This window comes from Lysinibacillus sp. GbtcB16 (genome assembly GCF_019091145.1).
Classification (GTDB): domain Bacteria; phylum Bacillota; class Bacilli; order Bacillales_A; family Planococcaceae; genus Lysinibacillus; species Lysinibacillus fusiformis.
Map to the genome: position 1 here is coordinate 146,395 of NZ_JAGXJV010000001.1, position 13,057 is coordinate 159,451.

The 13,057-nt window shown below is 37.2% G+C and carries 16 protein-coding genes; 9 read left to right on the forward strand and 7 right to left on the reverse strand.

The genetic code is table 11. The annotated features are described in order from the left end of the window. Positions 1-194: 194 nt before the first annotated feature. Both mgtE and KVT27_RS00775 read left to right on the forward strand, forming a co-directional pair. Positions 195-1,571, forward strand: coding sequence for a magnesium transporter (mgtE, locus tag KVT27_RS00770; protein WP_025116815.1), 1,377 nt, complete (start codon positions 195-197; stop codon positions 1,569-1,571). Between the two features lie 29 nt (positions 1,572-1,600). Further along, positions 1,601-2,026, forward strand: a complete 426-nt coding sequence (locus tag KVT27_RS00775; RefSeq protein WP_036123427.1) for a hypothetical protein — start codon at positions 1,601-1,603, stop codon at positions 2,024-2,026. Positions 2,027-2,091: 65 nt separating this feature from the next. On the opposite strand, the gene KVT27_RS00780 is transcribed toward KVT27_RS00775, so the two are convergent. Further along, positions 2,092-2,616, reverse strand: a complete 525-nt coding sequence (locus tag KVT27_RS00780; protein WP_008174263.1) for a CotY/CotZ family spore coat protein — start codon at positions 2,614-2,616, stop codon at positions 2,092-2,094. Positions 2,617-2,741: 125 nt separating this feature from the next. Here KVT27_RS00780 and KVT27_RS00785 point away from each other — a divergent pair, with 125 nt between their 5' ends. The 6 genes from KVT27_RS00785 (at position 2,742) to KVT27_RS00810 (ending at position 5,599) form a co-directional block, all read left to right on the forward strand. Further along, a complete protein-coding gene (locus KVT27_RS00785; RefSeq protein ID WP_225316259.1) occupies positions 2,742-3,143 on the forward strand; it encodes a YhcN/YlaJ family sporulation lipoprotein in 402 nt (133 codons plus the stop codon). Next, entirely contained in the window at positions 3,144-3,599 is a 456-nt protein-coding gene (spoVAC, locus tag KVT27_RS00790) for a stage V sporulation protein AC (RefSeq protein ID WP_036123428.1), read from the forward strand. Then, positions 3,593-4,588: a stage V sporulation protein AD gene (locus tag KVT27_RS00795; RefSeq protein ID WP_008174258.1), complete on the forward strand. Its 996-nt coding sequence runs from the start codon at positions 3,593-3,595 to the stop codon at positions 4,586-4,588. The genes spoVAC and KVT27_RS00795 overlap by 7 nt, the downstream gene beginning before the upstream one ends. 16 nt (positions 4,589-4,604) lie before the next feature. After that, positions 4,605-4,964, forward strand: a complete 360-nt coding sequence (gene spoVAE / locus KVT27_RS00800; protein ID WP_008174255.1) for a stage V sporulation protein AE — start codon at positions 4,605-4,607, stop codon at positions 4,962-4,964. Between the two features lie 65 nt (positions 4,965-5,029). Further along, positions 5,030-5,212 carry a YjcZ family sporulation protein gene (locus KVT27_RS27175; protein ID WP_012292972.1) on the forward strand — a complete coding sequence of 61 codons (183 nt, stop codon included), beginning with the start codon at positions 5,030-5,032 and terminating at the stop codon, positions 5,210-5,212. Between the two features lie 138 nt (positions 5,213-5,350). Beyond that, positions 5,351-5,599 (forward strand): stage VI sporulation protein F, encoded by a 249-nt coding sequence (locus tag KVT27_RS00810; protein WP_008174251.1) that lies wholly within the window; start codon positions 5,351-5,353, stop codon positions 5,597-5,599. A 119-nt stretch (positions 5,600-5,718) separates the two neighbouring features. Here the strand turns inward: KVT27_RS00810 and KVT27_RS00815 are convergent, their stop codons facing one another. From KVT27_RS00815 to KVT27_RS00825, 3 genes are all read right to left on the reverse strand, one after another. Further along, positions 5,719-6,147 carry a GNAT family N-acetyltransferase gene (locus tag KVT27_RS00815; protein WP_036147208.1) on the reverse strand — a complete coding sequence of 143 codons (429 nt, stop codon included), beginning with the start codon at positions 6,145-6,147 and terminating at the stop codon, positions 5,719-5,721. A 3-nt stretch (positions 6,148-6,150) separates the two neighbouring features. Continuing rightward, positions 6,151-6,666, reverse strand: coding sequence for a YjcG family protein (locus tag KVT27_RS00820; RefSeq protein ID WP_012292975.1), 516 nt, complete (start codon positions 6,664-6,666; stop codon positions 6,151-6,153). 81 nt (positions 6,667-6,747) lie between these two features. Next, a complete protein-coding gene (locus tag KVT27_RS00825) occupies positions 6,748-7,467 on the reverse strand; it encodes an alpha/beta hydrolase (RefSeq protein WP_036123430.1) in 720 nt (239 codons plus the stop codon). Between the two features lie 112 nt (positions 7,468-7,579). Between KVT27_RS00825 and KVT27_RS00830 the strand changes: the two genes are divergently transcribed. Then, positions 7,580-8,161 carry a phosphatidylglycerophosphatase A family protein gene (locus KVT27_RS00830; RefSeq protein ID WP_008174245.1) on the forward strand — a complete coding sequence of 194 codons (582 nt, stop codon included), beginning with the start codon at positions 7,580-7,582 and terminating at the stop codon, positions 8,159-8,161. Between the two features lie 118 nt (positions 8,162-8,279). Here KVT27_RS00830 and KVT27_RS00835 read toward each other — a convergent pair whose 3' ends face one another. Genes KVT27_RS00835 through KVT27_RS00845 form a run of 3 tightly spaced genes read right to left on the reverse strand, consistent with a single transcriptional unit; the run spans position 8,280 to position 13,044 of the window. Then, positions 8,280-10,091, reverse strand: a complete 1,812-nt coding sequence (locus KVT27_RS00835; RefSeq protein WP_036123431.1) for an ABC transporter substrate-binding protein — start codon at positions 10,089-10,091, stop codon at positions 8,280-8,282. 12 nt (positions 10,092-10,103) lie between these two features. Then, entirely contained in the window at positions 10,104-11,600 is a 1,497-nt protein-coding gene (locus tag KVT27_RS00840) for an ABC transporter permease (RefSeq protein WP_150908131.1), read from the reverse strand. Between the two features lie 13 nt (positions 11,601-11,613). Then, complete coding sequence (locus KVT27_RS00845) at positions 11,614-13,044, reverse strand: ABC transporter permease (protein WP_217580491.1); 1,431 nt, start codon at positions 13,042-13,044, stop codon at positions 11,614-11,616. Between the last annotated feature and the right edge of the window lie 13 nt (positions 13,045-13,057).

Sequence of the window (13,057 nt, forward strand, 5' to 3'; positions counted from 1 at the left end):
TATAGGGTATAGTAAAATAGAAAACGTCACGATTTTTTTAGGCAGGAATACCATTATATAGAAGGCCATGTAAATCCTCGTGGAAATAAACAAAAAAGGGTTTGCAGAAGGGTATAATTCGCTCTATTATATAGAAGGTAGATTTACGGCATTGCCCGTAACAATGATGGATAGCTCGGAAGGAGGGGACAAGCATGATAGAGGATAGAAATGAAAAGGATGATGTGCAATTTGACGAAGCACATTTACGAGGTATGCTCGAAGCACATAATATTGACGCATTCCGTGATGAGTTTTTAGAACTTCATCCATATGATCAGGCAACGTTTTACGAAAAGGTGGAACCTGATATAAGGAAGATCATCTATTCGTTCTTGTCTCCGACAGAAATGGCTGATATTTTTGAGGCAATCGATATTGAAGATGATGAGTATAAAGCGTATCTAGCTGAAATGGATCCATCCTATGGGGCAGAAATGCTTTCTCATATGTATGCAGATGATGCAGCCGATGTTTTAAATGAGCTGGATATGGAGCAACGTGAAAGCTATCTGGAAATGATGGATGAGGAAACGGCTGAAGAAATTAATGAGCTACTAAGCTATGATGAATATACAGCTGGGTCCATTATGACAACTGAATATGTCGCTATTCCAGAAAACTCTACAGTGCGTTCAGCAATGGCGATTTTACGTAAAGAGGCACCAGATGCTGAGACCATTTATTATATTTTCGTAGTAGATGAAGAGCACCGTTTGACGGGTGTTATTTCATTAAGAGATTTAATTATTGCTGAAGAGGATACACTTATTCGTTCAATTATGAATGAACGAGTTGTTATGGTACATGTAGGAGATGACCAAGAGGAAGTCGCACACATAATGAAAGATTATAATTTCTTAGCGACACCTGTTATTGATGATAAAGGTGAATTACTTGGGATTATTACCGTCGATGATATTATCGACGTTATTGATGAAGAGGCATCTGAGGATTACTCTAAGCTAGCCGGTATTTCCGATATGGATAAATTTGATGTCACACCACTCCAAGCAGCTAGAAAACGTTTGCCGTGGTTGGTGGTACTACTGTTTTTAGGTATGCTAACAGCCAATTTAATGGGTCAATTTGAGGATACTTTAGATAAGGTTGCCTTATTGGCAGTCTTTATTCCATTGATTTCAGGAACATCGGGGAATAGTGGAACACAAGCTTTGGCCGTAGCTATTCGAGGTATTGCTACAGGTGATGTAGAAGAACATAGTAAATTAAAATTACTGCTACGAGAAGCGGGCACGGGCTTAATGTCAGGAATTGTTTGCGGCTTAATTGTCATTGGTATCGTTTATTTTTGGAAACAAGAGCTGGTACTTGGGATGTTAGTAGGTGCTGCACTTTGTGGCTCGATTTTAGTTGCGACATTAGCTGGTTCATTTATACCTTTGTTAATGCACCGTTTAAAAATTGACCCTGCTGTTGCCTCTGGCCCGTTTATTACAACTTTAAATGACATTACAAGTATTTTAATTTATTTAGGTTTAGCAACAGTTTTCTTAAGTCAAATAGGCTAAGAACCAATTTACTTACTTTCGCATATTGTATGGAAAAAGGGGAAGTGAGTATTGTGGGTCAAGAACCACGCTTGTTTATAAAATCACCATCTTATTTTTTAAATATTTCTAAGGTGTTGCATGAACTTGATTTAGATGAAAGTACATCTGTATACGTCAAGGACAATACTTATGTAGATGAAACGGTTGAAGAAGAAGAAGAAGTTGTAAAAGATGTGGAAGTGGATCCGCATTTACTAAAACAACTTCAATTTTTAGAAAAGCCATTTCGTCAGCGAGCCTATCAGCCGCTTTTAGTTTGTTTAAAAGATGGTAGAAAATTAACTGGTTCTGCTTCAGATGTACAAAATGATTCTCTAATGCTTACCTCACTAGAATTAAAAACACAGGAAATCATTTATTTTGAAGATATAAAACAAGTCCTTTGGCGAGGAAGACAATTACCATCATTATAAAAAAAGTGTACAGCAGAGGATGCTGTACACTTTTTTTTATGTGTGTGTGTCAAAGGTGAAAGAAATTAGTCACAAATCCCTAAGTCAACATCAGCGATACATTGTACAGCGCAGAAGCAAGATAAGTCTACAGTAATACAGCTATCTGTTGAGTTCCAATCATCCACTTTACAGATCTTCTTCATATTTACGCAACAGCCGTCACGACTTAATAAATCTACTGTACTTTCGCTAGAATCGAATGTACATAGAGGTTCTAAAACACGTAAAGTCGCACAACACTCATCAAACATATCTTCAACGCGGAAGAATACGGATGTACAAATACAAGGATCTGCAGTTGGGGAATTAAAGAATGCTTTGAAAGGAGTACCATCTTTTGTAATTAACATAAATACACGTGTATCTGCTTGAGAGCGAGCAGGACTAACAATCCCGCCTAGTGGTTCTAAGAAACAGTTAGCTGTACATGGAGAACACTCATCTCGCACCGCTTGATTTTGAATATCTAAAATAGCGCGCACTACGTCACAAACGCAGCCTGCTGAATGGATTGGTCCAATAGGATTTGTTGGCTTACCACAACCCATATTGTCACCTCCTTTCCTTGTTACTACTTCTACAATATGTACTTTTCAAATTTGGACTCGGGCTATTGTATCTATGAATAGTTTTTTTATGTGTGGAGAAACTTTAAAGAAAAGGAGGGTAAAACTTGAGGCTACTTGGAATGACGTTACCTCTCTTAGTCGTTTTGCTGTTAAATGGTTGTGCTGAAAAAGAAAAATTTATCGTCTACGGTCCATCCCAAAATGGAAGTGAAGTCGAAGCCCTTATAAAAGAAGAGGACTATGTGGAACGTTCAACCGTTATCCATTATGACGATAGTATGCTTGTTGCAGTACAAATTAAACCATGGGAAAAGTGGAAAAAGACTAAGTTAGAGAAAAAATTGCAGAAAAAGTTTGATGAGAAATATCCAAATAAAGATGTTTTTGTCTCAGCTGATTATAAAATTTTTTATGAAGCCAATAAAATAAAAAAGGATCAGATTGAAGATAATAAATTGAGCGATAAAATTAAAGAACTTAAAGAGCTTGCAAAGGAGAAGACATAAATGGAAAAAGAGCAATATCAGCAGTTGGAGCAAAATGTGACACCAAAGCCTCCATATATAAAGAATATAGCCAAGGCGTTTTTTGTCGGCGGTCTTATTTGTACAATTGGCCAAGCTGTGTCCCTTTTTTATATTATATTCTTCAATTTTACAGAAGCAACAGCCGGTAATCCAACCGTAGCTACAATGGTGTTCTTCGCCATGTTGCTAACAGGGCTTGGTCTATATAAAAGAATTGGTCAATTTGCTGGGGCAGGCTCATCAGTGCCAGTAACGGGATTTGGTAATGCCGTTATTTCCGCAGCCATCGAGCATAGATCAGAGGGCTTAGTATTAGGAGTTGGCGGTAATTTATTTAAGCTAGCAGGGTCAGTGGTTTTATTTGGTGTAGTAGCAGCGTTTTTCGTAGCACTTATTAAATATATCTTCGTGATGATAGGAGTGGTTTCATGGTAATCGTTTTTCAATCGAAACCATCCCTTTTAGCAGGTGGAGTTGTAGCGGGCCCATTAGAGAACCGAAGTATTTTTAGTCAGTATTTTGATGCTGTGTATGATGATGAACGTTGGCAAATGAAGACCAATGAACAGGGGCATCGTAAAATGATTGAAGAAGCCTGTGATGCAGCCATGAAGAAAATGAACGTACAAGGTGGAGATATTGATTATTTAATGGGTGGAGATTTGGTCAATCAAATGACACCGACCAATTTTGCAGCAAGAGATTTAGAAATCCCGTTTATTGGACTATTTTCTGCGTGTGCCACCTCTGTTTCTTCCGTCATTATTGCCTGTCTTTTAACAGAATTAGGTGCTGCTAATTATTCATTAGCTGGTGCGTCAAGTCAGCATAATGCGATAGAACGTCAATTTCGTTATCCCATCAATTACGGTGCACAAAAGCCACAAACTGCTCAATGGACTGTAACGGCAGCTGGCTATGCGCTAATCGGTAAACATCGTGAAGAGTATCCTTCCATCGAAGCTGCCACAATTGGAAAGTCTGTGGATTACGGCATGGATGATCCTTTTCATATGGGTGCTGCAATGGCACCTGCAGCCTTTCAAACGATTCAATCTCATTTACAACAACGAAATCAAAAAATTTATCATTACGATTTAATTTTAACAGGCGATTTAGGTCAGCTTGGGTTAAAGCTTTTGAAGGGAATGCTTGTTGAAAATGGTGTGAAAAATGAGGAACTAACTCTTTTACGCGATGCAGGTGCTGAGTTTTATGGGCAAGATGAATCCTTTCAATCAGGGGCAAGTGGTGCTGGCTGTTCAGCAGCTGTTTTTTTTAGTTACGTTCTTCAGCAGATGCGAGCGGGTAGCTATAAGCGTGTATTACTAGTGGCAACTGGTGCATTATTGTCTCCATTATCGTTTCAACAAGGTGAGACGATTCCATGTACGGCACATGCCATCGAAATTACAATGAAATGAGGCATAAATTATGGTAATGACATTTGTATTTGCATTTATTGTTGGAGGCATTATTTGCGTCATCGGCCAATTATTAATGGATGTCGGTAATTTAACACCGGCCCATACATTAAGTACACTCGTTGTCCTCGGTGCTATATTGGATGGAATGGGATTATATGAGCCATTAATTAATTTTGCTGGCGCAGGAGCTACCGTACCTATTACCTCTTTTGGTAATTCTCTAACACATGGGGCAATGGCTGAGGCAGAAAAGCATGGACTGGTTGGCGTCTTAACAGGAATGTTTAAAGTAACAAGCTCAGGTATCAGTGCTGCTATTGTTTTTGCCTTTATTGGTGCATTAATTTTTAAGCCTAAAGGAAATATCGACTAGACGAATACCCCTCCCATTTCTACAACCCAAACATATTATAGGTTGTAGAAGGGAGGGGTGCTTTTATGGGATATCAAGGCTGGTCCTCACAACCGTATGGAAATAATGTTGGTGGGTGGAACAATAGCTATTGCGGAGGCAATAACTATAGTTATTGTGGAGGCAACAACTCTGGCTATGGTTCAACATTTGTTCTAATTGTTGTTCTATTTATTCTTTTAATTATTGTTGGCGCTACTTACATCTAATTTGATGAACATATTGTAAAGGCTTTAACTCTTATTTAGAGGGTTCACATACCTAAATAAAGTTAAGGCCTCCACCATTTGTGAATGCTTCGGGCAAGTCGCAAGGTCAAATTGAGTTTTAATGATAGGAGGGAAAACATGCATCGCTCGTTATTTAATTCAATTGAGCAAAAAACAGGTGTTTCGATGGATGAAATCTTCGCATTAGCCAATGCCATTCAACATGCGGATTTTACAAGTGAAAAACAAGTAAGAAAAATCGTACGACGTGTTGCTAAGATATCTAACAGAACGATTACACAAGAGTTAGAAGATAAATTAGTACAATCTATTATTCAAGATGGAGCATCACTAGATTTCGATAAAATCACTAGAATGATGAAGTAGCGCATGGCATATCTACTTGGCAAAGCAGCTTGTTACGATAGAGTAGATAAATGGTGGCAAGCGGATTTTGGTTTAAAAAAGGGTGTTACGACATTGAACAATATCGTAACACCCTTTCATTAAATTTTTTTCTCCATTGCTCGATGCGGAATACCAGCATCCAGAAATTCTGGAGAAGTTACCGCATAGCCAAGCTTTTCGTAAAAAGGAATCGCATGGCTTTGCGCGTGAAGCTTCAATGTTTCTTTAGGGATAGAAATGGCGTATTTCTCCATTTCCTTCATTAGTATAGCCCCTAGTTTTTTACCACGCTGAGATTGTAAAATACAAACACGTTCAATTTTTGCTGTATTGTTTTCAATACTACGTAAACGCGCTGCTCCTACAGGCTCATCGTCCTTATACATAATAAAATGCGTTGCAGTTGCATCTTCAGCATCACATTCCAAATGGAGTGGAACGCCTTGCTCTTCAACAAATACTTTTTTTCGTACAGTAAACGCATCATCATGTTCTTGCTGTGTTTCAACAATCTTAACGTTATACAATCATCACTCAGCTCCAGACAAACGGAATGTTTCGTATGTTGTCCATGAACCGTCTTCTAATTGATATAGAAGATGAATTCGATCAATTGTATCTTTTTCATCTACACCAGTCATACGTAATTGACCAAAGATGTCGTCATGCTCAGAATCCGACATTTTTTGAGCGATTGTAATATGAGGTACAAATACATGTTTCGTTTCCCCATAAGAAATATTTTCTTGGATTTCATGTTGGAAAGCAGCTAATTGTTCAGTTGGTTCAATGCGGAAATAAATGGCATTGGTTGTAGGGAAAAACGAACTGATGCGTGATGCATGAATGTTTAAAGGCGCATATTTAGCAGCAATTTCATCCAATTGCTTAACGATGGTTTGAATTTCTTCTTCAGACGCATCAAAGCTGTCTTTTAACGTCATATGCGGTGTAATCTTCGCAAAATGAGGATCATATCGTTTGCGATAAGTGTTCGCTAAATCTTGCAATTTTTTTGATGGAAATGCCACAATACCGTACTTCATAGTCCATTACCTCCCGTAAATAAACAATTTTTCTATTTAAGTATATCAGAAAATCCAATTTTCGTAATTTAATCACTCACATTAATTAAAATTTTCAATTAATGCACGTCGAAGGTCTGGTTTCCAATATTTCCATGTATGATTGCCATCAAACTCATCATAAAATATAGAGAACCCTTTATGGATCATAAGATCATGGAGCTGACGATTAGGTGTTAAAAAATCCTTCACAGATTTATCCATAGTCACTACTTGGTCTTCACCCTTACCAACTATATGGTATATAGAAATGGCTGCTGGATCTTTGAAATTTTCGACTGCCTTCAAAACGTCTTCATCCACGTATGGTGATTGAAGAATGACCTTGCCAAAAATACTTGGATACTTTAATGCGGCCATTAAGGAAGCTGTAGCAGCCATCGAATCTCCAATCACTCCACGACTCATACCCATTTGATACGTGGAAAACTCGTTATCTAAATAAGGTACTAGCTCATGTGCTAAAAAGCGGAGATAAGCTTCATGCTGCTCACCACTAGGAATATATTTATGACGTCGATCGTTAATATCTTTGTATGGAACAAAAGCAATAATTAAATTTTCTATTTCATAGTCATCAATCAGTTCATCAGCTAGCTTTGTAATACCACCAAGCTGGAAATAATCCTTACCATCTGATGCGATTAGAATATTGTATTTATATAGTGGAGAATAATTTGCAGGAACATAAATATAGAGCTGTAATTCTTCCTGTAATGCCTCACTATAGAATGTTAAATCCTGTACTGTTCCCTTATCCAATGATGACACTCCTTCTTATGTTTGTAACAAAATTGTACCATATTACGAAAGTAAAGGTATAATAGGTTGGGCTAGCACTATACTAGCAATAAAATCGAAATGAGGGGTAGCTATGCATAATAAAAGTATTCGTGTGCACTCTGATGAAGTAGCGAAGGCAGCACATGCCGCGTTAATTCGTAGAGGTGTGGCGATCGAGGATATCGCAAAAATTGTTTACGAAATGCAAAAAACCTATAATGAAGGTTTAACACTGGATCATTGTGTTCATTCGGTTGAGCGTGTACTGCGTAAACGAGAAGTGCAACATGCGCTTTTAGTAGGAATTGAATTAGATGAGCTAGCTGAGAAAAAATTATTATCATCACCATTACAGCAAATTATAGAATCTGATGAAGGTTTATTCGGTGTGGACGAAACAATCGCACTAGGATCTGTTTTTACATATGGTAGCATTGCAGTAACCACATTTGGTCATTTAGACAAGCAAAAAATTGGCATTATTAAAAAATTAGATACTGAGCCTGGGCATCACGTTAATACGTTTTTAGATGATTTAGTTGGCAGTATAGCTGCCTCGGCAGCATCACGAATTGCTCATCGTATGCGTGATTTAGAGGAAGAGGGCGAGACATTTGCGGATATCGAGCCAGAAGAGCTAGGACCAAAGCCAAAATCACATAATGAAATATAAAATGAGTTTCTTCTATAAAAATGAACTTTCTCAAATATGAGGGAGGATAGACAAAAGCCATCGAGAATTTTTATTCTCAATGGCTTTTGTCATTTTATTCTTTAAAAAAATCCCTTAATTACTTTTTATCGTTATAGGCTTTTAAAAATTCTTTTACTTTTTCGCTATCGGCTTCAAGTTTTAACCCAGTGTCAACTAAAGGAGATACAGTTGATACAGCAGGTTTCTTATTGCCTTGGTAATAGCTAATGAACTCGTCTTGGTTGATGGAGTACAAAATCGCTTTACGTAAGTCAGCTGAATCTGAAACTGCGCGACCAGAGGTATTCATTTGTAAGTAAGAAACAGCATTGCTATCGGCAGTATTTAAAGTTAATTTATCGTCAGATTTCACAATATCCAGCTTTGTTTCTGGCACTGTTTGAAGAACGTGAATTTCTCCATTACGTAATGCTGATAAAGCACTGTCAACATCAGATATGAAACGAACATTGATTTTCGAAATTTTTGGTTCATATTCACTACCAGCACGGTAGGCAGGATTTTTCACAAATTGTGCTTCATAATCATTTTTCTTTACTAAAATATAAGGACCACTTGCGTAAAGTTGATTGTTGAAAGTTGCTGATCCTTCAGTAATTGTAGCTTGATCACCATAGGCAATATCTTTGTCAGGGTCATAGTTAGCTACATCATACGTATTTATACTTGTTACTTGTTTTTCAGATACAATACCACCAGATTGGTGTGCTAAATAGTTTAACACTTGAGGGAATGGTGTTGGTGTTGTAATTTTAACAACTTGGTATGAACCAGAAGCATTGTTAACAGCCCCTTTGTCCTTTGCTAATTGCGATACAGAGGCAGGGAGGTTTTGTGATAATGCTTCGAGAACTGATTGATCAGAACCAGATACTTTTTTATTTTGTAATTCTGCTAAATCTGAAACAATCTCTACTGTTTCAATATTTTCATGGATACTATAAGTACGGTGATCTGGTACTGAATTAGCATCTTTAGCACGGTTTAATGAGAAGACCACATCTTCGGCAGATACTAAATCACCTGTATCAACAGCTGCGCCATCCTTCACTGCGGCGAAATGAATATCATCGCGTAAAATAAAGTAATAGTCTTGATTGCCTTCTGCCATTACATGGTTATAAGATAATGATCCATCTGAAACAACGTCATCCGTGTTTGTTAAATTAACAAGACGAACATACATATTTGTATTTAATGTGTTAATGGAACCATCATTTCCTTTAATCGGATCTAGCGAAGTAAGAGAATTAATTGTTTGATGTAAAATTAATGGTTCAGTTGCATTTTTAGCAGAATCATTAAATTCGATTTTTTCCCATACTTGCGCACGTGATTTTGGTAAATGTACAGTTTTAGGATTTACTAACTCCGAGTAGATCCCTTGATACTTATTGGAAATATATAAAGGTGCAATATAAGCTTGATCGAATACTAGTAATTGCTCTAAATCTTTATATTTAGCCGCTGCTTCTTCACCAGTTAATGTACTTGCCTCATCGATTAGGGCATCTAATTTTGAATCTGCAACAACACTGTAATCTCCACCAGTTTTAAATAATCCACGAACAGCATAGTCCGGGTTACCTGTTACTGTCGTCCAGCTTGAAAGGGCAAGATCATAGTTACCTGCTTCTTTTTGGGCAGAGAATGAACCGTAATCTGGTTGAATATTAAGCTTTACATCAAAGCCGTTTTTTACTAATTGGTCTCGAACAATATTCATATCTTCTTCAGAAGCTGCCATGCCTAATACTTCAATGGCTACTTTGCCATTGCTCTTGTCACTATCTTTTGAATCTTTACTTCCTTCTACGTCAGTTTTCGTCTGTACACAGCCAGCTAAAGCTAATACTGCGACGAATAAAAATACAAGTAATTTCTTCATAGGTACCTCCAGTTAATTTGTTTTTGGATCTAAAGCATCTCGTAAACCGTCTCCTAAGAAGTTAAAGGAGAGGACAAGAAGCATAATACAAAGACCTGGGAAAATCGCAACATAAGAATGAGTTTCCAGGTACGTACTACCAACCTTTAAAATATTGCCCCATTCGGGAATGTGTGGCTCAATACCAAGCCCTAAAAAACTTAAACTACTTGTTGAAATAACAGCTCCACCAATCGTAAGTGTTGCTTTAACAATCATAGGTGCTAATGAATTAGGAACAATATGCTTGAAAATAATGGCCGCATCAGATGCCCCCAAAGCTCGGGCAGATTCCACAAATTCAAAATTTGCTAGCTGCATGACATTTGCCCGCATTGTACGTGCATAGGTTGGGATTGCCCCAACACTAAGTGCAATAATGAGATTGATCGTATTAGCACCAAATGCAGCAATAATAGCAATGGCTAAAAGAATGCCCGGAATAGCATATAAAATATCAAGGCTTCGCATGATGACATTGTCAGTTGTTTTTCCGTAATAGCCGGAAAATGCCCCTAACGTGCCTCCGACTAACGCAGGAATAATCGTTGAGAAAAATCCGACGATTAATGAAATACGTGCCCCAAATACAATACGGGAAAATAAATCTCGCCCGTAATTGTCTGTGCCTAGAGGATATTCTAATGATGGTGTTTGTAGCAGGGCACCGTAGTTATTTTCTGTAGCAAAGTCATAGTCAAAAGTCCAAGTACTAGTGACGGACAATGAAAACATAAAAATAATGAAAAATAACCCGAATACTGCCATCGTATTTCGTAAAATCTTTTCCCATATTTTTTGCCACTTTTCAATAGAAGAAGGGTTTGCCTTTCGAGCCTTTTGAATAAGGCTATAACCTAGTAATGTAGCAAATAGATTACCAGTGAAAGTAGCCAATAGTAATAAAATACCTGGGATAAGCATCCATCTTGGAGCCGCCGTTGGTGTGACAAACTTAACGCATAAAATGGTCATCACGATATAAATAAGCGCAAGTATGAAGAAAACACCCATCGCCAGTAAAAAGGTATCTGTTACATAAGGCTTAAATAAATTCAATGCTGCAATACCAATGATGAATAATTGCGTAATAAAGGCATAGGCAGCAAATGTATATTCGGCAGTCTTTCTAGTGGACACAAGCATAAATGCAAATGATGTAGAAAAAATATTGCCAGAAAGAACGGTTAATAATAGAGGATAGCCGAAAATACGAGTACCTCTTTGAATCTCCCCAAACTTTGCTAAATCTCTTTTTATCCGTAAATTTACAAAAGCCACATAGATCGCAGTAATGGCATAAATAACAAAGAATAGTAGAACAATTGGTCGCCAGCTATGAGTTGAAAAATTATAGCTATAGGCTAGAAATAATAAAGAAAACAGTAAGGAAAAGACAAAAGTAAAATGAGAGTTGACATATTCCTGTGTAATCTTCAAAAGTAGTTTGACATGTAAGATGTTTTTCACAGGTGATCCTCCTTTAAGACTTCTTCATTTTCGAGCGAATGCGTGGATCAAAAAAGGCATACATGATATCAATCAATAGATTGACAATGGAGATCGTAATAGCGATATAAACAACGCCTCCAAGGATTGCGGGAATATCAGGAATAAATTGTTTATCAACAATATAGCTACCAATCCCACTAATATTGAATACCTTTTCTGTAACTGATGCGCCTCCCAACATACCTCCAAAAAGAAGTCCTATCACCGTAATAATCGGAATCATGGCATTACGAATGGCATGCTTTGAAATTACTTTAAATTCATTCAAGCCTTTTGCTTTAGCTGTAATAATGTAATCCTCATGGATCACCTCAAGCATACTCGACCTTGTCATCCTAGCTATGGATGCCGTAATGGATGTCCCCAAGACGATAACTGGCATGATAAGGGATAACCAATTTTGGGGGTTATAGGTCGCTGGAAACCATTGTAGCTTTAACGCGAACGTTAAAATAAAAATTAAACCTTGCCAAAAGCTTGGAATGGATAAACCAATTAAAGCAATAAACATAAATGTATAATCCAAATACGAATTAGGACGAACCGCTGAAATAATACCGACTGGAATGGCGATAGCAATAGCCATTAACAGTGATAATACGGCTATTTCAAGTGTGACAGGAAATTTATTTGTAATGCTGTGCGTAATATCTTCTTTACCTGCAAAGGATGTGCCTAAGTCAAAAGTGAATAGGCCAGATAGTGAATGCCATAATTGAGATAAATAAGGTTGATCCAAACCATGAATGCGATTAAAGTTGGCTATTTGTTCTGCTGTCGCCTCAACACCGAGTAAGTTTCTCGCCGGATCGAAAGGTGATAGATACAAAATTGTAAACACTAACGTTGCCACACCAACAATGACAATGAAGCTTTGTAAAATTCTTTCAATGATAAATTGCAAAAATGGGTTCGCAAATAAGATTAGCACTACATAAAATAAAACAGCTGGTAGAAAGGTAAGAGCTATAAAATATTTGTTTTTCAGTTGCTGATTAAAAAATTGATCATAAGTTAATGGTTGTATACCTTCATGTTGTAAATCGTTATCTACTTGCTGTTGAAGCCTTTTCTTGGCTAATTCATTAGCAGTTTGCTGTATTTGCGATGAGGATACAGCTTCTTGAAAAAATGAAGCTTTTGCTATTTCTTGCTGTTCAAAAGATTGCTGCCATTGAGCAAATAACCCATCCTTCAAGTAATACTGACTACGCAATTCAAAAGCCTGGTCATAAGTATTTGAATGTTTCTTTTTCCGATAGATAAAGTATGTAAATGGATGAACCAAAATACTTAAAAGGAAAAGTAGTATATTGTAAGGCTTTTGGTGCATTAGTTTTTGATAAACCATAGAAAAGAACGTAAATTCCTTAGGTTTTAAATAATTTTTTGAAGTAACCATGCATTTCCTCCAA

Bases quoted from the DNA above. Each gene is read 5' to 3' on its own strand.
- KVT27_RS00820 (WP_012292975.1), bottom strand. From the start codon at position 6,666: ATGAAGTACGGTATTGTGGCATTTCCATCAAAAAAATTGCAAGATTTA.
- KVT27_RS00780 (WP_008174263.1), bottom strand. From the start codon at position 2,616: ATGGGTTGTGGTAAGCCAACAAATCCTATTGGACCAATCCATTCAGCA.
- KVT27_RS00795 (WP_008174258.1), top strand. From the start codon at position 3,593: ATGGTAATCGTTTTTCAATCGAAACCATCCCTTTTAGCAGGTGGAGTT.
- KVT27_RS00835 (WP_036123431.1), bottom strand. From the start codon at position 10,091: ATGAAGAAATTACTTGTATTTTTATTCGTCGCAGTATTAGCTTTAGCT.
- KVT27_RS00830 (WP_008174245.1), top strand. From the start codon at position 7,580: ATGCATAATAAAAGTATTCGTGTGCACTCTGATGAAGTAGCGAAGGCA.
- spoVAC (WP_036123428.1), top strand. From the start codon at position 3,144: ATGGAAAAAGAGCAATATCAGCAGTTGGAGCAAAATGTGACACCAAAG.
- KVT27_RS00775 (WP_036123427.1), top strand. From the start codon at position 1,601: ATGGAAAAAGGGGAAGTGAGTATTGTGGGTCAAGAACCACGCTTGTTT.
- mgtE (WP_025116815.1), top strand. From the start codon at position 195: ATGATAGAGGATAGAAATGAAAAGGATGATGTGCAATTTGACGAAGCA.
- KVT27_RS27175 (WP_012292972.1), top strand. From the start codon at position 5,030: ATGGGATATCAAGGCTGGTCCTCACAACCGTATGGAAATAATGTTGGT.
- KVT27_RS00845 (WP_217580491.1), bottom strand. From the start codon at position 13,044: ATGGTTACTTCAAAAAATTATTTAAAACCTAAGGAATTTACGTTCTTT.
- spoVAE (WP_008174255.1), top strand. From the start codon at position 4,605: ATGACATTTGTATTTGCATTTATTGTTGGAGGCATTATTTGCGTCATC.
- KVT27_RS00810 (WP_008174251.1), top strand. From the start codon at position 5,351: ATGCATCGCTCGTTATTTAATTCAATTGAGCAAAAAACAGGTGTTTCG.